This is a genomic window from Alteromonas sp. RW2A1 (assembly GCF_001886475.1).
GTDB classification, from domain to species: Bacteria; Pseudomonadota; Gammaproteobacteria; order Enterobacterales; family Alteromonadaceae; genus Alteromonas; species Alteromonas hispanica.
In genome coordinates this window covers 3,672,568-3,691,609 of the sequence record NZ_CP018031.1, presented here as the reverse complement: position 1 = coordinate 3,691,609, position 19,042 = coordinate 3,672,568, and the positions used below count along the sequence as shown (strand labels likewise).

The window sequence follows — 19,042 nt, the reverse complement described above, 5'->3', positions numbered from 1 at the left end:
CGCTATGACTTTCAATCCTTTGCCTAAGGTGGCTTCATGACAACATTCGATCAGGACATGCTCGACGAGTTAAATCTGTTACTTAAATTCCCAGACAATAGCCTGCTACAAGGTCTAAAAATTCACCACGACGCAAGTCAATCTATGGTTAACGCCGCTTCCAGATTATATTCAAAAGGTCTCATTACATTGCCAGACGGCGGGTATCTTACCGATTTAGGCATTGATGTAGCCGATCACGCTCGTCATATTCAGTCGGCCCTGTGTGCGCAGAAGGGCGGTCATTAGTTCTATCTCTAATGCGCAATTAAGGCGCACCTATGCAACTGCTTGTGGGTGTGCTCGTTGAACGACGTATTGCTCTTATCAAGATATTGTTAGTGAGATATTGTTAGTGAGATATTGTTAAGATATTTGGCCCACGGACGATAACGTAAATACGCTTGGTTTTGCATTGTTAGAATCTGTCACTATGAAACAACGTCTTTTTACTGCACTTATTTTCACCCTGTCTCTTCTAGGGTTATCTACTCACGCCTTCGCTTTAGAAGGCGAGACAATTGAGGAAATTCGCGCTGTTCAGCTTTACAGTCAAGATGCGCTGATAGACATGATAAATGCGAATACGCACCTAGATAAAGTTGTAGCCGACCGCTGCCAGCTAGTTCAAGATATCGAAGCTCGTGCTGATGTGCTAAAAGTGCCTGCTTATCAGTTTTTATGGGGTGACATGCTAGCGTGGGGAGTGTGTGTTGACGAGGCGCCTGTACGTGGCATTGGCTACATGGAAGATGCCGCCAATCAAGGCTTACCTGCTGCTTTAGAGCAACTTGGCCGATACTATAAAAATGGCACCCTTGTGCAAGAGGACAAAGAGCGCGCTGTTGTGTATTTGCGCGAAGCGGCAGCCCTTAAAAGTTTAAAAGCTCAAATTCAGCTGGTTGAGTTATTTTTGGCCGGATACGGTAGCCCGTATGACTATGAAGAGGCCTATCATTGGCTGCACAATGCGGTGACTAACGATAAAGCACAGCATCAGAAAATTGCTGCGTACCTCGATGAATTGGAAACATTGATGCATCCTAAAGCCGTGAGAGCGGCGAAACGTCCGTCAGACAGTTAAAGAGCTTTATCGAAGCTCACCGAGAAAACCCCGTGATCAGAACGAAGTGATGTCGCGGGGATGAATCGGTGTCACAACCCCTGCTCTTGAATATATTTTCGTATTGTCTCTGCACTTGCATTTCCTACAGAACACACAAAGTATCCATCAGACCAAAATGTTTTCTCTTTCCAAAACGAAGTTGGATTGTGGATCTGAGAAAAGAGAAGCAGCTTAGCTCAAAGCTAGACTGTAGAAGCCCAGTGATCAGAAGCGATGTCGCTGGGTAGTTCACTGTTTTAAGATTCTCTCGTATCAAGGTTGGTTTTGGTGTCTCTTGTTCACTACTTTATTAGCTATTCTTTTTAGCTACTTTGCGTTTTCCAACGAGCATGGGACGAAGTAATTGAACGCGGCCTTTGTACTGCACAAAAAATACTGCTGCTACATGAATTAGCACACAGGCGTATAACACATCAGCAAATGTGCCGTGGATCCACTCCAACGTACTGTTTCCGAAAAACGCGTCTACTTCCTCCATAGTAAAGCCTGTCACGCCCAACCCTAAAAACAAAATAATGACCGCAAAAATCATTAACCACCCAAAGGGATTATGACCGTGTTGCGCTGGCACATCACGTTGCTTTAAATGCTGAATATGTTGTTTGAATTCACGAATATGAAGGTTAACCGTGCGAAAGCTCGCATAGTTAGTTATTGGGCGAGTGAAGCCCCAAATAAGGCGCAGAAAAATAAACGACACAGCAGTATAACCCGCTATTTCGTGATAAAGGCGACCAGGCTCGACAATAAAGTAGTTGGTTACGAAACAGGCCACTAACATCCAGTGGCATAGCCGTACAATACGATCCCAGATGGTGATATCGTTGCTCTTGGTGTTGGGATGTTCGTTTTGGTCTGTCATGATCTGTTCTTTAAAACGTAAAAAGCGCCGCAATGCATCATTGTGGCGCTTTTGAAGGTGTCGTACAACGTATTTACGTTAGTGACTTTCTTCTTTCACAATGCTGCCATCGACTGGGTTAAAGTAAATTTCTACTTTGCTTTCGTCTTTGTTGAAACCATAAATTTCGTAGCAGTTGCCATCGGTAACTTTAAACTCATTAATTTTATAACCCTGGGCAACCAGCTGTGCTTGAAATGCCTCTTGATTTTGCCATTCAGACTGCGGTGCTGTGGTACACATAGTAGTGCCGTGCTCTGCACTACAAGCACTTAATAGGGTAGCCGCTCCAACGGCGGTAAGTAGCATAATTGCTTTTTTCATTGTCGTCTCCTTGAACATGGGTAAGGGTAAACTTGCTAACTACATATTTTCTATAGGAATGGCTGTTACGGCCAATCATTGAGAATAGTTCTTATTGCCAGACTAGCACGGTTTCTAGCACAGTAAAATAAATGGGGTCAGAACCACATTAAATTGACAGAGGGCACATGCACTCCAATATACTGAGCTCTGCGACTTAAAATGCCTTGCTATACGTTTACTGTACGTTTACTGAGCCATGCCGCTGTCTTCTAACTTGCGTTACAAGCGTAGTTATAATTCGAACGTCTTTTTATACACAGGCTGTATGACCCAAGCGTGTCACTAGTGTGCAATGTTTTTGTGGTAAATACTGTTATACTGTGCACCAAACGACCAAATGGTAAAGCAATTAGGCTAAGCCGTTTAATACAAATAAAAGGTAAATTACAAATACATGAGTGACGACCCGCATTATCAGCGCGAGAAAGAAAAGTACGAAAATCCGGTAGCAAGCCGGGAACATCTGATGAGCATTTTGAAGGAAGAAGACAAACCTATGTCATTCCTTGATATTTGCGCACAGGTAAACGCCGAAAGCGAAGATGCCCGAATTGGAATTCAGCGACGATTGCGCGCTATGGAGCGCGAGGGCCAAGTGCAGTTTACCCGTCAGAAAAAGTACATTCTTCAAAACCGTGATGAAATAATTAAAGGCCGGATTATAGGCCACCGCGACGGTTTTGGATTCTTGCGCCCAGAAGATAAGAGTGGCGACTTGTTCATTAGTGCAGGGCAAATGAATATGTTCTTGCACGACGACGTTGTAGAAGCTCGAATAAGCGGTACCGATCGCCGCGGTCGGAAAGAGGCGTTCATTACCCAAGTGATTGAGCCGAGAAGCGAGCCAATTGTGGGCCGCTATTTTCTTGAGCAAGGCTTTGGCATGGTGGTTCCAGACGATAGTCGTCTGCAACAAGAAATAGTTATACCTCCAGAGAGTACTAACGGCGCTCGAATGGGACAGGTAGTTGTAGTAGAACTATCGCAACGACCACGTCGAAAAATGAGCCCGGTCGGGAAAGTGGTAGAAGTACTTGGCGAGCATATGGCGCCGGGAATGGAAATTGAGATGGCGTTACGCACGTTCGATATTCCTCACCAATGGCCGAAAGGGGTAACTAAACAGGTTTCAAACCTTACCGACCAAGTGCCGGATGAAGCCAAAGCCGGTCGAGTCGATCTGCGACAATTGCCGTTAGTCACTATTGATGGTGAAGACGCTCGAGACTTTGACGATGCTGTATATTGCGAACCATTGGACGACGGTGGATGGCAGCTTTGGGTGGCTATTGCCGATGTTAGTCATTACGTTCGCACGGGCACAGCGCTAGACGATGAAGCCCAGCAGCGCGGAAACTCGGTCTATTTTCCTGACCAAGTTATTCCTATGTTGCCGGAAGTGCTTTCAAACGGACTGTGCTCACTTAACCCTGAGGTAGATCGCTTGTGCATGGTGTGCGAAATGACCATTAGCGCACAGGGCAAACTAGAAGAGTTTCAGTTTTACGAAGCAGTAATGAACTCCCATGCGCGACTGACCTACAATAAAGTGTGGAATATTCTTCAGGGTGATAAAGAGTTACACCAGCGCTACGAAGCTCATGTTCCGCATTTGCGTAATTTGCACGATTTGTACCGCAGCCTGAAAAAGTCTCGCGCCAAGCGCGGTGCCATAGAGTTTGAAACGCAAGAAGTGAAGTTTGTGTTTAACGCTCAGCGAAAAATTGAAGACATTGTTCCACTGGTTCGCAACGATGCACATAAGCTTATTGAAGAATGCATGATAATGGCCAACGTGAGTGCTGCGCTTATGCTTGAAAAGCACGAAGCGCCGGCTTTATTCCGAGTTCACGACAAGCCAGATGCCGACAGGCTTACAGCATTCACAAGTTACCTCAGCGAGATTGGTATTCCACACCGCATTGTTGATGATGCAGAGCCTTCTGCATTTACCGACGTGGTGTTAAAAACCAAAGGCCGCGTAGATGAAGAGTTGATTCAGACCATGCTTCTTCGCTCTATGAAACAAGCGGTGTACGACGGAGAGAATGTCGGTCACTTTGGTTTAGCATTAGAGGCCTACGCGCACTTTACCTCGCCCATACGTCGTTACCCTGATTTGGTTGTTCACAGAGCACTAAAAAGCATTATTGCAAAACAGCAGGGCAAAAAGTCGGTTAGCGGAAGCAAAACCTATACGGTTGACGAAATAGAGCAATTAGGCGAGCAGTGCTCAATGACCGAGCGCAGAGCAGACGATGCAACTCGCGATGTCGCTGATTGGCTGAAATGTGAGTTTATGCTCGACCACGTAGGCGATAAGTTTGAAGGTGTTGTAAGCTCGGTAACCAATTTTGGTTTATTCGTTCGCCTTACTGAATACCATATTGATGGTCTGGTGCATATTACGTCGCTAGATGATGACTACTATCATTTCGACGAAGTGAAAATGGCATTAGTTGGTGAGTCTGGTCACAATCAATTTAGATTGGGCGATACTGTAGAAGTGCAAGTTGCTGCTGTAAATTTAGATGAGAGAAAGATTGATTTATTACTCGATAAGTCTATGCTGCGCAGCCCCGGTGGTAAGAAGGTTAAGGTAAAAACTGCCAAAAAAGCCACTACCAGAGGGAAGCGCGGACCTAAACCTGCAGCCGGTAAAGGCGGCGCTAAACGCGGTGGAAAAGGGCCTGCACAAGCAGCTAAATCAGACAATACTAGTAAAAAAGGAAAGCGTTAAATGGCGCAGCAAGAGTGGTTATACGGCTTACACGCTATGCAATCGGTGTTAGAAAATGAACCCGAACGCGTTGTTGAAGTGATGGTGCTTAAGGGAAGAACCGATGAGCGTCTCGTCAATATTGTGAACCAGGCCCGCCGTTTTGGCATTTCCGTGCAGTTTTGTCAGCGCAAAGCATTAGATGACAAGGTAAACGGCGAGCAACACCAAGGTGTGGTGGCAAGAGCTAAGCCAGCTCGTGTGCTCGACGAGGCTGACCTCGATCGTATTTTAGAACGCGAGTCTCAACCTTTGTTACTTGTGTTAGACGGTATTACCGACCCACATAATCTTGGCGCTTGCTTGCGAACCGCAGACGGCGCAGGCGTTCACGCGGTTATTGTGCCTAAAGATAAATCTGCAAGTTTAAACGGTACTGTGCGCAAAGTAGCGTGCGGTGCAGCCGAGGTTATCCCGCTTATTCAAGTTACCAACCTTGCCAGGAGCTTAAAGCACCTTCAAGACAAAGGACTTTGGATTGTGGGTACAGCCGGCGAAACTGATAAAACCTTGTTTGATGTGAATCTTAAAGGCCCTACCGCTTTAGTGATGGGCGCTGAAGGAAAAGGCATGCGTAGGCTAACTAAAGAGACCTGCGATGAGCTTGTTAAGCTTCCTATGGCTGGCAGCGTTTCAAGTTTAAACGTATCGGTTGCCACTGGTATATGTTTATATGAGATTGTAAGGCAGCGCCTGAGTTAGAGATGTGAAAACTGATGAGGGCTGAACTCTGTGCACCACCAAAAGTGTGCACCACCAAAAGGGCAACTATATTGCCCTTTTTTTGTACCCAAAAAGTAACGACTAATGAGACAGGCATAAAAGAGCATTAAAATTAACCACTAATAACAAATGAGACAGGCATAAAACAATTTTAAAACTGTACTTCAATACACTTTCTTTAGGTGGTGTAGCACTCCAAACTGGTAGCAGCACAATTAAACGTCAGAATAGCTCGATGCCTAAAGCCCGAAAGTCTCAAATTAGCTTATCAGATACACCGTATTATCATTGTGTATCTCGCTGTGTTCGCCGCGCATTCTTATGTGGAACAGAGCACGGAAAAAGCTTCGAACACCGCCGCAAGTGGGTTGAAGACCGCATTCATGTATTAAGTGATGTATTTGCGATAGAAGTTTGTGCTTACGCGGTAATGAGTAACCATACCCATATCGTTCTGCATGTGAATAAAGAGAAAGCGATAGCGCTCTCGACAGAAGAGGTTATTGAGCGCTGGCATTCGCTGTACAGAGGAACCTTGTTAACGCAGCAATACGCCTCGCCCATGACACGAAAAGACCTCAGCGAGGCGCAGATAGATACCGTGGAAAATACGGCAGGCGTGTGGCGAGCACGACTTTATGATATCAGTTGGTTTATGCGCGCACTCAATGAATACATTGCTCGCGCGGCCAATAAAGAAGATGAATGTACAGGACATTTTTGGGAGGGAAGGTTTAAATCCCAGGCGCTATTGGATGAGTCTGCACTAGCTGCCTGTATGGCCTACGTCGATTTAAACCCGGTACGCGCTAATGTGGCGAAAACGCCTGAAACCTCTAACCATACCAGTATTCAATACCGAATTCGTGCTGCAAGGGTGGGTAAAACACCGAAACGACTCATGCCTTTTGCTGGCAACCCACAGCGAGATAGGCCCCATGGCTTACCTTTCACTCTTAGCGATTACCTTCAGCTTGTGGATACAACCAGTCGGTGTATTCATCCAACTAAACACGGCAAAGTAGAGAGCAATATGCCACACATTCTAGTGCGTCTTGGCATCGACGATGAAAAATGGCTGACGTTAACTACCCAGTTTGAACACTGTTTTAAACATGCTGCGGGAAAAGTGGTTCACCTCGAGCAGTACGCCCACAACCAACATCAACAGCGAGTGCATGGACGAAAAAGCGCTATGCGCTTACTTGGATAATTTCACCCCAAATCAATCGATGACATTCTGGCACAGCCAACCTGACTCTACATATCTTTTCCACAACGAAATCTAATTCCTCGACTGCGTCTAATTAACTCAACAATGTTTTGCTGACCTTAACTTTCTGTATCGGTAATCAGGTTAAGAGAAATAGCGACCTGTTTTCTAATATGCCTGTCTTAATAAGTAAACTGCCTGTCTAAATTTAATAAATCTACTCATTCCACCTAACTAACTCACCAAACCAAGTGCTCACTTATCTCCTCAGCTATCTCTAGTTAATGCCAATAATTCTCAAAAAGGTATAGGTCACATTTTGTTACATTTGCATTTGTAAAATAATTGTTAATTATTAAATTCTATTCCTAATATGAATTTGTCCAAAAGCTAGGGTTTACGTGGTTTGTCCTTTTAAATTGCATTTTGATTATTTTTAAAAGGTATGAAAAAAGCTCATCAAGTTTTGAGTAATATACTTAACATGTTGATTCTCTGGCTAATATGGGCTTTGTAGATGAAGTGCAACGCACGCTTATTTACGACAACTGACACGCGGGTAGGTCGTTACAACGCAGTTGCGTTGAAAGTCATGGATAGGCGTTTCGTATGAGGTAATGGTTGAACCTGTATGTCAAAACATAACTAAAGGTTTCAAAAGTACGAGATTAAAAGTGCTGAAACTAAAAAAAGACAGATAAACAGGAAATAAATTTTGAATTTAAAAAATAAGAAACACACATGTATGACGGCGGCTGCCATCGCAGTGTCCTTAGCCTTTGCTGGTCAAAGTGCAGTAGCTGAAGAAAATGCTCCGGTAAAAGTAGAAGCAAAGAAACAGTCTTTCTCATCAAAATTAAACAAGGGCCTAAACAAACGTTTCACAAAAATCGGTTTTGGCTCACTTGAAGAACCTGGCGATCGTTACATCGTAAAATTTAGAGACGAAATGACATCTGACGTCCTGATGGGCACTAACGATGAGTCTTTAAAAGGCAAAGGGGCGTTAAAATTCGGTCAGCAGAAAAAAGCGTTTAACGTTCAAGCTGCAAAAAATGATGTTGTGCGAGCAGGGGGATTAGTTAAAAAGACCTTGAAAAAGCAACGTTTAATGGCAGCGAAGTTAGATCGTAAAGCCTTGAATGAATTACGTAAAAACCCAAATGTTGAAAGCATTGAAATAGATGCAAAACGCAAACTTATGGCGCAAACCACGCCATACGGCTATACCATGGTTCAGGCTAATCAATTCGGCCAAGCCGATACCACTGCACGTAAAGTGTGTGTTATCGACACAGGTTACAACTTAGGCCATCCCGACTTACCGGATACCAATAACGGTGTTACAGGTAATGCGAATAACGTTGCGGTGGGCAATTGGTACAATGACGGAAACGGACATGGAACGCACGTTGCTGGCACTATCGCTGCTTATGATAATAACGAAGGTGTTGTAGGTGTATATCCTGGCGTCGATCTTCATATCGTAAAAATATTCAACGACAACGGCCAATGGACTTACGCATCAGATCTAATCGACGCTATTTCTCAATGTCAGAATGCAGGCTCTAACGTGGTTAACATGAGCCTAGGTGGCGGCAGTGCATCGGCAACAGAGCGCGATGCCATGCAAAGCTTCACTGATGCGGGTATGCTGTTAGTGGCAGCAGCGGGTAACGATGGCAATAGTGGCAAATCTTATCCTGCTTCTTACGATGCGGTAATGTCTGTAGCTGCGGTAGATTCAAATGAAAACCGCGCCAGCTACAGCCAGTACAACGACCAAGTAGAAATTGCGGCTCCTGGTAGCGCTGTACAGTCTACTTATCCAACAAACACCTACGCTGCGTTAAGCGGTACTTCAATGGCGACACCTCACGTAGCTGGTGGTGCAGCATTGATATGGAGTTACTTCCCGCAATGTACAAATAACCAAATTAGAAATGCGCTTAATGTAAGTGCTGAAGATAAAGGCAGTGCAGGTCGCGATAACTTTTACGGTTTCGGTCTCATGCAACTAGCCAATGCTTACAACCAACTAAATACCAACGGTTGTGACGGTAACGGCGGCGGTACAGACAACGGCGGTAGTCCAACGGTTGAGCCGGTATCTGGTCAAGTTCCGGGCCTATCTGCTCCACGTAACGACTGGAATCGCTATACCTGGACTATTCCTGAAGGCGTTAGCCAAATGTCGGTGAGTATTGCTGGTGGTTCGGGTGATGCAGACTTATACATGAAGTTTGGCTCACAACCTGAGACCGGTGATTTCGATTGTCGTCCGTATCGTAACGGTAACAACGAAGTGTGTACGTTTGACGCACCAGCTGCGGGTACTTGGCATATCGGCGTGCGTGCTTACTCCAGATACAGCAACGTTACGCTGTCTTACTCCTACGAGTAATTCTCTTGCGAGTAACTATTAGCGATTATCGTTAAACAAGCCTGAGAGGCAATTATCAATCTAAGCCTGCATTTTTTGCAGGCTTTTTTGTTTGCCCAGCGAAGCTGGCAAACCCGTCAGGTTGAAAGAAACCTGAATCACCCTGACTGAGGGGAAGATAATCCGAATGGCAAGGGCGCTGTTCACTTAGCAAGTGATATGAAGTATGCAGGAGCCGTATACGAGGCCCGTACGTACGGTTCTGTGAGAGGGATGAGGCGCAAGCCTCACCCTACTCGATAGTTATCAGAAGCCGCCTTGAAATAAATCCTCTCAAGAAAAACCTTCTAGGTTATAGCCCAAACAACCCTTCTTGCTATTTTCCCAATTCGTTTAGTTTTACGCCGTTTTCTTCAGTTAAATGTCAGTTTTGTAAAGAAAGAGTAAAGCTATGAACCTACGCCACATTTTTATGCCATAACGGCGTTCGGCGCATGTATTCCCGTCTGTGCTGCTATCTAATTTATCTATTTAAAAACAAATTTAAAGGAAACACCGTTTATGCAATTACTCTCTTCGCTTTATCGTGCCTGTCACTTTAGAAGCGGTGCCTGTCACATTAGTAATAGTGCCTGTCACTTTAGTAAAACTTTAGCGCTAGCCTTGGTTGCGCTGTTCGCCCTTTCGGCATGTGGTGGCTCAGATAGCGGCAGTTCAGATTTTGAATCTGCATATCTTCAGTTCTATAACGCATCACCAAACGGCGCAAACGTAGAAATGAGAGAAGTAGATGAGGACAGTTTTGGTTCAGCGCAATTTGGCGATGCTACGCCTATGTATTCAATGGAAAGCGGCGAGATTGTATTAGAGTTCATCCGTACGGATTCAGACGACCAAGAAATCTATATCGATGAGATAACGGTAAATCTAAGAGAAGGCGACAAAACAATAATCGTCATGAGTGGCGACTTCAATAACCCTACATTCACGGAATATAGTTATGAACGGGAGACGCTAGAAGACCATTTCCGATTATTAGCACTATCGGTGACAATGGAAGGTGATTCCTTCGATTTTTACATGAGTGATGCAGGAGATCCCTTTGAAGCAGCCAACTTTCTGGGAACAGTAACACCAAACGATTTAGGCGAATTAATCTATTGGGACGGTGATGACGACAGCGACGACTTCGATGAGGGCGAATACACAATATATCTAACAACACCCGGAAGCAACGAGGTGATCTTCGAGTCGCAAACTCTTTATTTTGTTTTCGAAACTGAATACGTAATGGCGCTTCGTGATGTAAGTGGCGCTATCCAAGAAGGATTAGTGGTCGATACCATTTTGAATTCATCTACTGTCTCAGCGCTAACCGATGTAGAGGCCGACGCTCAATATCGTATTTACAATTCAACAGACCTGACAACACCGCTTAACATTACCTTTGGTGGCAACACAGACGAAGAAGACATTGAATTTGCATTGTCTGCTGGAGAGCTTTCGGAGTTTTCTGCTATTCGTTACGGTGACTATCGGGTGAGCGTAACCGACTCAACAGATACATTAACGCCCTTAAGCAATAAGCTTGTAACGCTAAACCAAGGTGAAAGTAAGGCAATATTGATTTATCAAACAAACAATACGCTCAAAGCTTCTACCTTTGAAGAGAGCGGGCTGCCGCAGGCGTACGACAAAACTGTTAACTTCATCAATCTCGTTAGCGATTATGACGACGTTGAAGTTTACTTGGTACGCGTTGACGAAACCATAGACACAGCGGAATACAAAATTCGCAATCTGGAGTTTGGTGAAAGCAATAGTACGGTACTGCCGTCAGACTTTTATGAAGTCATCGCAGTCTACGAAGATGACAACGACGAACAAGTGCTACTAGACAGAACAGCACTGTTCGGCTTTACAGAAGAAGAAAACTATATTGTAACCATCGAGCCTGCAAACACACCTACAGGCTACCAAATCAATGTACTGTTTTAATCGTTCACAGAAAAGAGATGTGATAGGAAATACGAAGGTTTTCACTCAACAACTAGCCTAAAATTATTAGACTAAATGATGAGTGAAAAACCTACCATTTTCTGAATTCTCTATTACTTTTAAAGTATGCCCGAATGTCATCTCGTGGTGCTCATGTCGACGTTCAGGTATGGAAATAGTTCCTGCTTGATGACCTCCTCTGTGGTTATCTACCCCCCAGTTAGTCGCTGGGGGTTTTTTATTCGCCCCAGTCTAAAATTAATTCAATTTTCCGCTATCGCTTCGCCAATAATTCTGTTATAGTTTCGCGCCCTTTTTATGGGGGTATGTACATAAAAGCAGCGATATCCAGTTGCTTTTAGCAGCACAATAACGACTCGGGAGAGTCTTAATTTAGAGCGGAGCACTAACATGATCCAAATGCAAACTAACCTGGACGTTGCAGACAACAGCGGCGCTCGCAGGGTTCAGTGTATTAAGGTTCTTGGTGGCTCGCATCGCCGTTATGCAGGTATCGGTGACATCATCAAAGTTACTGTTAAGGAAGCAATTCCTCGCGGTAAAGTTAAAAAAGGTGACGTACTGAATGCAGTGGTGGTGCGTACTAGAAAAGGCGTTCGTCGTTCAGATGGTTCAACCATCCGTTTTGACGGTAACGCGGCTGTTTTGCTTAATGCAAACAAGCAACCAATTGGTACGCGTATCTTTGGCCCGGTAACCCGTGAGTTGAGAAGTTCAAACTTCATGAAAATCATCTCATTGGCCCCAGAGGTACTATAAGGAGTCACGATAATGGCTAATAAAATTCGTCGTGATGATGAAGTAGTCGTATTAGCGGGTAAAGACAAAGGCAAACAAGGCAAAGTCCTTAAAGTGCTTATGGCTGATGACCGTTTAATTGTAGAAGGCGTTAATCTCGTCAAGAAACACACTAAGCCTAACCCACAATTGGGTGTTGCTGGTGGTATTGTTGAGAAAGAAGCTTCTATTCACGTTTCTAATGTTGCGATTGTTAACCCGGCAACGGGCAAAGCAGATCGCGTTGGTTTCCGTTTTGAAGATGAGAAGAAAGTACGTTTCTTCAAGTCTAACGGCGAACTTGTTTAATTATATTGGAGAGTACGATGGCGAAACTGCATGATTTCTATAAAGAAACAGTAGTAGCTGAACTTGCTAAGCAGTTCGGGTACAAAAGCGTCATGCAAGTCCCTCGGATTGAAAAAATCACTCTAAACATGGGTTTAGGTGAAGCAGTTGCTGACAAGAAGGTGCTTGAAAATGCTCAAGCTGACATGACGGCTATCGCCGGTCAGAAGCCTGTTGTTACAGTTGCTAGAAAATCAGTAGCGGGCTTTAAAATCCGTGAAGGTTATCCGATTGGCTGTAAAGTAACCCTACGTGGCGAGCGTATGTGGGAATTCCTAGAGCGTTTGATTTCAATCGCTATCCCGCGTATCCGCGACTTCCGTGGTTTGAATCCTAAATCATTCGACGGACGTGGTAACTACAGCATGGGCGTGCGTGAGCAAATCATTTTCCCTGAAATCGATTTCGATAAAGTGGATAAGGTTCGCGGTATGGATATTACTATCACTACCAGTGCGAATACTAATGACGAAGCACGTGCTCTGCTGGACGCGTTTAACTTCCCATTCAAAAAGTAAGGGGTGTAGGGTTATGGCAAAAGAATCAATGAAAGCACGCGAAGCGAAGCGTACTAAGCTAGTAGCTAAGTATGCTGAAAAGCGCGCGGCACTTAAAGCGATTATCAGCGATGTTAACGCTTCTGAAGAAGAGCGTTGGGACGCTGTTCTGAAGCTACAACAACTACCACGTGACTCTAGTAAATCTCGTCAACGCAACCGTTGTCGTGTAACTGGTCGTCCACATGGTTACCTACGCAAATTCGGTCTTAGCCGTATTAAGCTTCGTGAAGCAGCGATGCGCGGTGAAGTCCCTGGCCTTAAGAAAGCCAGCTGGTAAGGAGTAGCTGATAATGAGTATGCAAGATCCTATCGCGGATATGTTTACCCGCATCCGTAACGGCCAGATGGCACAGAAAGTTTCTGTAACTATGCCGTCTTCTAAGCTTCGCGTTTCTATCTGCGAAGTGTTGAAGTCAGAAGGTTACATCGTAGACTTCGCTGCATCTGGTGACGTTAAGCCTGTTTTAGAAGTTACGCTTAAGTACTTCGAAGGCAAGCAAGTAATTGACACTATCGAGCGCGTAAGTCGCCCCGGTCTGCGCATCTATAAGAAAAAAGATGAGCTTCCAAAGGTTATGGGTGGCTTGGGTATCGCTATCGTGTCGACTTCAAAAGGTGTGATGACTGACCGTGCAGCGCGCAACGCTGGCATGGGCGGTGAGATCATCGGTTATGTAGCATAACGGAGGAGTTGAAATGTCACGTATAGCAAAAGCCCCAGTAGACTTGGTATCAGGCGTAGAAGTTTCTATCTCTGGTCAAGAAGTTACTGTAAAAGGTAGTAAAGGCACATTGAGCCGCGTTTTTAACGACGCTGTTGAAGTTGTACAAGAAGAGAACCAGTTGAAAGCACTTCCTCGTGAAGGTTTTGCAAACAACTGGGCACAGGCTGGTACTGTTCGCTCACTTCTTAACGCAATGGTTCAAGGTGTTTCACAAGGTTTTGAGAAAAAGCTTCAGCTAAATGGTGTTGGTTACCGTGCACAAGCACAAGGTAGCAAGCTTAACCTTACGCTAGGTTTCTCTCATCCTGTAGTATACGAAATGCCTCAAGGCATTACCGTTGAAACTCCTAGCCAAACTGAAATCGTCGTCAAAGGCGCCGATAAGCAGGTGGTAGGACAGGTTGCGGCGAACATTCGTGGTTACCGTCCACCAGAGCCTTACAAAGGCAAAGGTGTTCGTTATGCTGACGAAAACGTACGTCGTAAAGAAGCTAAGAAAAAGTAGGTGGGTGATACGATGGATAAGAAAACAGCTCGCATTCGTCGCGCTACTCGCGCACGAGCAAAAATTCGTGAACTGGCCGCGCATCGCTTGGTAATTAACCGTACACCTCGCCACATATACGCTCAGCTAATCGCTCCTTGCGGTTCTGAAGTATTAGCGGCGGCTTCAACTGTTGAGAAGGATCTTGCGAAAGATCTTAAGTCTACAGGTAACGCTGAAGCAGCGACGGTAGTCGGTAAAGCAATCGCAGAGCGCGCTATTGAGAAAGGCATTAAAGCAGTGGCTTTCGATCGTAGTGGCTTCCAATACCACGGTCGCGTTAAAGCATTAGCTGATGCAGCTCGCGAAGCTGGTCTTCAGTTCTAGGAGTTTATAATGGCTAAACAAGACGTTCAAAATGGTGAATTTCTAGAGAAATTGATTGCCGTAAACCGCGTATCTAAAGTGGTTAAAGGTGGTCGTATCTTTAGTTTCACTGCATTGACAGTAGTGGGTGACGGTAACGGTCGCGTAGGTTTTGGTTACGGTAAGGCACGTGAAGTTCCTGCTGCAATCCAGAAAGCTATGGAAAAGGCACGTCGCAACATGGTTGACGTAGACCTTAACGGCAATACGTTACAGCACCCTATTAAAGGTCGTCACTCTGGCTCTAAAGTTTACATGCAGCCTGCATCAGAAGGTACCGGTATCATCGCCGGCGGTGCAATGCGTGCAGTACTTGAAGTAGCTGGCGTACAAAACGTACTTTCAAAATGTTACGGCTCTACAAACCCAATCAACGTTGTTCGTGCAACAATCAACGCGCTGACAGAGATGAATTCTCCAGCGAAAGTTGCTGCGAAACGTGGATTGTCTGTAGATGAAATTTTGGGGTAATCAGACATGGCAACGATTAAAGTAAAGCAAACTAAAAGTGCTATCGGCAGACTGCCTAAGCACAAAGCTACGCTTAAAGGCTTAGGTCTTCGTAAGATCAACCATGTTCGTGAACTGGAAGATACCCCAGCCGTACGTGGCATGGTCCACCGTGTACATTACATGGTCGAGATAGTGGAGGAGTAAGAACATGCGTTTAAATACTATTGCTCCTGCACCAGGGGCTCATAAATCTGGTAAGCGTACTGGTCGAGGCATCGGCTCAGGTCTTGGTAAAACGAGTGGCGTAGGTCACAAAGGTCAAAAAAGCCGTTCAGGTGGCCGCGTTAAGCCAGGATTCGAAGGTGGTCAGATGCCTTTACAGCGTCGTCTTCCGAAGTTCGGTTTCACTTCACGCAAGAGCTTTGTTACTGATCAAGTAACGCTTGCAGAAATTGCGAAAGTTGACGGTGATACAGTGTCTCTTGAAACACTTAAAGCAGCAGGTCTTGTTAAGAAAGAAATGCAGTTTGTAAAAGTAGTTAAGAGCGGTGAAGTATCACGAGCTGTAACAGTAAGCGGTTTAAAGGTTACTAAAGGCGCTAAAGAAGCGATTGAAGCTGCTGGCGGTAAAGTAGAGGAATAAGCTAGATGGCTAAACCAGGATTGGATTCAGGCGCTAAAAGCGGCTTGAGTGAGCTTAAAGCAAGATTGTTGTTCGTACTAGGTGCGATTGTTGTTTTCAGACTAGGTTCTTATGTTCCTATCCCTGGCATCGATCCAGCTGTACTTGCTGACTTGTTCGAGCAACAGAAAGGCACCATTGTAGAAATGTTTAACATGTTCTCTGGTGGTGCGCTTGAGCGTGCATCCGTTCTGGCTTTGGGCATTATGCCATACATTACTGCATCCATTATTATGCAGTTGCTCTCGGTGGTTCATCCACCGATGGTAGAGCTTAAAAAAGAAGGTGAAGCAGGCCGTCGTAAAATCAGTCAGTACACGCGTTATTTAACGCTTGTACTAGCGATTTTCCAGTCAATTGGTATCTCGACTGGTCTGCCCAACCTAATTAATGGATTGGTATTGAACCCTGGCTTCGGATTCTACTTTACAGCGGTAGTGAGTCTAGTCACGGGAACTATGTTCCTAATGTGGTTAGGTGAGCAAATTACCGAAAGAGGTATCGGTAACGGTATTTCAATCTTGATTTTTGCTGGTATTGTTGCGGGTTTACCTACAGCAATAGGCCAAACGGCAGAGCAAGCAAGACAGGGCGACATTAACCTGTTGTTCCTATTGTTGATTGCTGTGATTGTTATTGCGCTCACATACCTAGTGGTATTTGTTGAGCGCGGACAGCGCAGAATTGTGGTAAACTACGCGAAGCGTCAGCAGGGCCGTCAGGTTTTTGCAGCGCAGAGCACGCATTTACCATTGAAGGTCAATATTGCTGGTGTAATTCCACCAATCTTTGCTTCCAGTATTATTCTGTTTCCAGGAACTATCGCAGGATGGTTCGGTCAGAATGAATCAACAGCTTGGTTGCAGGATGTAGCATTAATGCTATCTCCAGGTCAGCCGCTATATGTAATGCTTTATGCAGCAGCCATTATCTTCTTCTGCTTTTTTTACACGGCGTTGGTCTTCAACCCGCGTGATACAGCAGATAACTTGAAGAAGTCTGGTGCGTTCATTCCTGGTATTCGTCCGGGTGAACAAACATCGCGTTACATAGATAAGGTAATGACTCGCCTCACATTGGCTGGCGCACTGTACATAACCTTTATTTGTTTAGTGCCTGAATTTATGCTAATTGCCTGGAATGTGCCGTTCTACTTCGGTGGTACGTCGCTTCTCATAATTGTGGTGGTTATCATGGACTTTATGGCACAGGTGCAGACGCATTTGATGAGTAGTCAATATGAGTCTGTTCTGAAGAAAGCTAATCTTAAAGGCTACGGCCGTTAAGTTAGCCCCTTAATAGTAAAGATAGGGGAGTGATGTAATGAAAGTTCGTGCATCAGTTAAAAAGATTTGCCGTAACTGTAAAGTTATCAAGCGCAACGGCGTTGTGCGTGTAATTTGTACAGAGCCAAAGCACAAGCAAAGGCAAGGTTAATCTAAGCGGTAAAGAATACTTGCAAGGCTACTAAGCAGAATCCGAATTATACTTATCGGGTTCTGCTAGCTTTGTTTATGGGTATTTTGAACCTAAATTTGCAATTTGGTCGACGGATGAGTATCCTATCGGGCTTTTTAGGTCGTCGACAATTAAACAAGAGGAGTGCTGTTAATGGCCCGTATCGCTGGCATTAACATTCCTGAGCACAAGCATGCTGTTATCGCTATCCAAGCGATCTACGGCGTTGGCCCCACACGTGCGAAAAGCATTTGTGCGGGTGCTGGTGTTGCAGAAAATACAAAAATCAAAGAGCTAGACGAAGCTACTATCGATAAGCTTCGTGACGAAGTGGCGAAATTCACTGTTGAAGGTGATTTACGTCGTGAAGTCTCTATGAGCATCAAACGTTTGATGGACCTGGGTTGCTTCCGTGGTATTCGCCACCGTCGTAGCTTGCCTCTACGTGGTCAGCGCACTAAAACTAATGCGCGTACCCGTAAAGGTCCTCGTAAGCCAATTAAGAAGTAAGCGGGGAGTAAGTTATGGCAAAAGCACCAGCTCGTAGTACGCGTAAGCGCGCTAAACGTCAGGTTGCAGACGGTATGGCTCATATCCATGCGTCTTTCAACAACACAATTGTGACTATTACAGACCGTCAAGGCAATGCACTAGCATGGGCGACATCTGGTGGTTCAGGTTTCCGTGGTTCACGTAAATCTACCCCATTTGCTGCACAGGTTGCTGCTGAGCGTGCAGGTGTAGCTGCACAAGAATACGGTCTTAAGAACCTAGAAGTGTTCGTAAAAGGTCCAGGTCCAGGCCGTGAGTCTGCGATCCGTGCTCTTAACGCTACTGGTTATAAGATCACAAATATTACCGATGTGACACCTATTCCTCACAACGGTTGTCGTCCACCGAAAAAACGTCGCGTTTAATCGACGGACAGTTGGAGAAAGATCATGGCAAGATATTTGGGTCCAAAACTCAAACTTAGCCGTCGCGAAGGAACTGACTTGTTCCTTAAGAGCGGCGTTCGCGCAATCGATTCTAAATGTAAAATCGATACAGCGCCTGGTCAGCATGGTGCCCGTCGTGGCCGTTTGTCTGACTACGGTGTTCAGCTGCGTGAGAAACAAAAAGTTCGTCGTATGTTCGGCGTACTGGAAAAGCAATTCCGCAACTACTATAAAGAAGCTGCGCGTCTAAAAGGCAACACAGGTGAAAACTTGCTACAGCTTTTAGAGCAGCGTCTAGACAACGTGGTTTATCGTATGGGATTTGCTAGTACACGTGCTGAAGCACGTCAGCTAGTAAGCCACAAGGCGATCATGGTAAATGGTCAAGTTGTGAACATTCCATCGTTTAACGTTTCTGCCGAAGACGTGGTTTCTGTTCGTGAAAAAGCGAAAAAGCAAGCGCGTATCGTTGCTGCTTTAGAACTGGCTGACCAACGTGAGAAGCCAACCTGGATTGAAGTAGACAGCACTAAAATGGAAGGCACTTTCAAGCGCGTTCCAGAAAGAACTGATTTGTCTGCTGAAATTAACGAACAGTTGATCGTCGAACTTTACTCTAAGTAAAGCCAACTAAAGAGGAAG

24 protein-coding genes and 1 pseudogene are annotated in these 19,042 nt (G+C 45.1%); 22 read left to right on the top strand and 3 right to left on the bottom strand.

Going from position 1 to position 19,042, the window contains the following annotated elements:
* Nucleotides 1-36 precede the first annotated feature (36 nt).
* Nucleotides 37-288, top strand: a complete 252-nt coding sequence (locus BM528_RS16290) for a TIGR02647 family protein (protein ID WP_071980735.1) — start codon at nt 37-39, stop codon at nt 286-288.
* 184 nt (nt 289-472) lie between these two features.
* Entirely contained in the window at nt 473-1,123 is a 651-nt protein-coding gene (locus BM528_RS16285) for a tetratricopeptide repeat protein (protein ID WP_071980734.1), read from the top strand.
* Nucleotides 1,124-1,194: 71 nt separating this feature from the next.
* On the opposite strand, the pseudogene BM528_RS16280 reads toward BM528_RS16285, so the two are convergent.
* From BM528_RS16280 to BM528_RS16270, 3 genes and pseudogenes are all read right to left on the bottom strand, one after another.
* A pseudogene (locus BM528_RS16280) lies at nt 1,195-1,299 on the bottom strand (transposase); the annotation flags it as partial.
* A 155-nt stretch (nt 1,300-1,454) separates the two neighbouring features.
* The gene (locus BM528_RS16275; protein ID WP_083595321.1) at nt 1,455-2,027 is read right to left on the bottom strand and encodes a cytochrome b/b6 domain-containing protein; all 573 of its coding nucleotides are present in this window, start codon (nt 2,025-2,027) and stop codon (nt 1,455-1,457) included.
* 78 nt (nt 2,028-2,105) lie between these two features.
* Nucleotides 2,106-2,390, bottom strand: a complete 285-nt coding sequence (locus BM528_RS16270) for a PepSY domain-containing protein (RefSeq protein WP_071980733.1) — start codon at nt 2,388-2,390, stop codon at nt 2,106-2,108.
* Nucleotides 2,391-2,826: 436 nt separating this feature from the next.
* Here BM528_RS16270 and rnr point away from each other — a divergent pair, with 436 nt between their 5' ends.
* From rnr to rpsD, 20 genes are all read left to right on the top strand, one after another.
* Nucleotides 2,827-5,172: a ribonuclease R gene (rnr, locus tag BM528_RS16265; RefSeq protein WP_071980732.1), complete on the top strand. Its 2,346-nt coding sequence runs from the start codon at nt 2,827-2,829 to the stop codon at nt 5,170-5,172.
* Nucleotides 5,173-5,913, top strand: coding sequence for a 23S rRNA (guanosine(2251)-2'-O)-methyltransferase RlmB (rlmB, locus tag BM528_RS16260; protein ID WP_071980731.1), 741 nt, complete (start codon nt 5,173-5,175; stop codon nt 5,911-5,913). It abuts the gene before it with no gap.
* 256 nt (nt 5,914-6,169) lie between these two features.
* The gene (locus tag BM528_RS16255) at nt 6,170-7,147 is read left to right on the top strand and encodes a transposase (protein ID WP_071980730.1); all 978 of its coding nucleotides are present in this window, start codon (nt 6,170-6,172) and stop codon (nt 7,145-7,147) included.
* A gap of 715 nt (nt 7,148-7,862) precedes the next feature.
* A complete protein-coding gene (locus tag BM528_RS16250) occupies nt 7,863-9,551 on the top strand; it encodes a S8 family serine peptidase (protein ID WP_071980729.1) in 1,689 nt (562 codons plus the stop codon).
* Between the two features lie 540 nt (nt 9,552-10,091).
* A complete protein-coding gene (locus tag BM528_RS16245; RefSeq protein WP_232230515.1) occupies nt 10,092-11,528 on the top strand; it encodes a DUF4397 domain-containing protein in 1,437 nt (478 codons plus the stop codon).
* A 411-nt stretch (nt 11,529-11,939) separates the two neighbouring features.
* A complete protein-coding gene (gene rplN, locus BM528_RS16240; protein ID WP_071980728.1) occupies nt 11,940-12,308 on the top strand; it encodes a 50S ribosomal protein L14 in 369 nt (122 codons plus the stop codon).
* A gap of 12 nt (nt 12,309-12,320) precedes the next feature.
* A complete protein-coding gene (gene rplX / locus BM528_RS16235; RefSeq protein WP_071980727.1) occupies nt 12,321-12,635 on the top strand; it encodes a 50S ribosomal protein L24 in 315 nt (104 codons plus the stop codon).
* 17 nt (nt 12,636-12,652) lie between these two features.
* The gene (gene rplE, locus BM528_RS16230) at nt 12,653-13,192 is read left to right on the top strand and encodes a 50S ribosomal protein L5 (protein WP_071980726.1); all 540 of its coding nucleotides are present in this window, start codon (nt 12,653-12,655) and stop codon (nt 13,190-13,192) included.
* A 13-nt stretch (nt 13,193-13,205) separates the two neighbouring features.
* Nucleotides 13,206-13,511, top strand: coding sequence for a 30S ribosomal protein S14 (rpsN, locus tag BM528_RS16225; RefSeq protein WP_071980725.1), 306 nt, complete (start codon nt 13,206-13,208; stop codon nt 13,509-13,511).
* Between the two features lie 13 nt (nt 13,512-13,524).
* Nucleotides 13,525-13,917: a 30S ribosomal protein S8 gene (rpsH, locus tag BM528_RS16220; protein ID WP_071980724.1), complete on the top strand. Its 393-nt coding sequence runs from the start codon at nt 13,525-13,527 to the stop codon at nt 13,915-13,917.
* Between the two features lie 13 nt (nt 13,918-13,930).
* Nucleotides 13,931-14,464: a 50S ribosomal protein L6 gene (rplF, locus tag BM528_RS18405; protein WP_083595320.1), complete on the top strand. Its 534-nt coding sequence runs from the start codon at nt 13,931-13,933 to the stop codon at nt 14,462-14,464.
* A 12-nt stretch (nt 14,465-14,476) separates the two neighbouring features.
* A complete protein-coding gene (rplR, locus tag BM528_RS18400; protein WP_032094986.1) occupies nt 14,477-14,830 on the top strand; it encodes a 50S ribosomal protein L18 in 354 nt (117 codons plus the stop codon).
* Nucleotides 14,831-14,839: 9 nt separating this feature from the next.
* Nucleotides 14,840-15,340 carry a 30S ribosomal protein S5 gene (gene rpsE, locus BM528_RS16210; RefSeq protein WP_071980723.1) on the top strand — a complete coding sequence of 167 codons (501 nt, stop codon included), beginning with the start codon at nt 14,840-14,842 and terminating at the stop codon, nt 15,338-15,340.
* Nucleotides 15,341-15,346: 6 nt separating this feature from the next.
* Complete coding sequence (gene rpmD, locus BM528_RS16205; protein WP_032094888.1) at nt 15,347-15,526, top strand: 50S ribosomal protein L30; 180 nt, start codon at nt 15,347-15,349, stop codon at nt 15,524-15,526.
* Between the two features lie 4 nt (nt 15,527-15,530).
* Nucleotides 15,531-15,965 (top strand): 50S ribosomal protein L15, encoded by a 435-nt coding sequence (gene rplO, locus BM528_RS16200; protein ID WP_071980722.1) that lies wholly within the window; start codon nt 15,531-15,533, stop codon nt 15,963-15,965.
* Between the two features lie 5 nt (nt 15,966-15,970).
* Nucleotides 15,971-17,290 carry a preprotein translocase subunit SecY gene (gene secY, locus BM528_RS16195; RefSeq protein WP_032094886.1) on the top strand — a complete coding sequence of 440 codons (1,320 nt, stop codon included), beginning with the start codon at nt 15,971-15,973 and terminating at the stop codon, nt 17,288-17,290.
* 37 nt (nt 17,291-17,327) lie between these two features.
* Nucleotides 17,328-17,441, top strand: coding sequence for a 50S ribosomal protein L36 (gene rpmJ, locus BM528_RS16190; RefSeq protein ID WP_013786217.1), 114 nt, complete (start codon nt 17,328-17,330; stop codon nt 17,439-17,441).
* 174 nt (nt 17,442-17,615) lie between these two features.
* Complete coding sequence (rpsM, locus tag BM528_RS16185; RefSeq protein WP_012519216.1) at nt 17,616-17,972, top strand: 30S ribosomal protein S13; 357 nt, start codon at nt 17,616-17,618, stop codon at nt 17,970-17,972.
* 14 nt (nt 17,973-17,986) lie between these two features.
* On the top strand, nt 17,987-18,379 hold the full coding sequence (gene rpsK / locus BM528_RS16180) for a 30S ribosomal protein S11 (RefSeq protein ID WP_013786215.1): 393 nt from the start codon (nt 17,987-17,989) through the stop codon (nt 18,377-18,379).
* 24 nt (nt 18,380-18,403) lie between these two features.
* Complete coding sequence (rpsD, locus tag BM528_RS16175) at nt 18,404-19,024, top strand: 30S ribosomal protein S4 (protein ID WP_032094884.1); 621 nt, start codon at nt 18,404-18,406, stop codon at nt 19,022-19,024.
* Nucleotides 19,025-19,042: the final 18 nt, after the last annotated feature.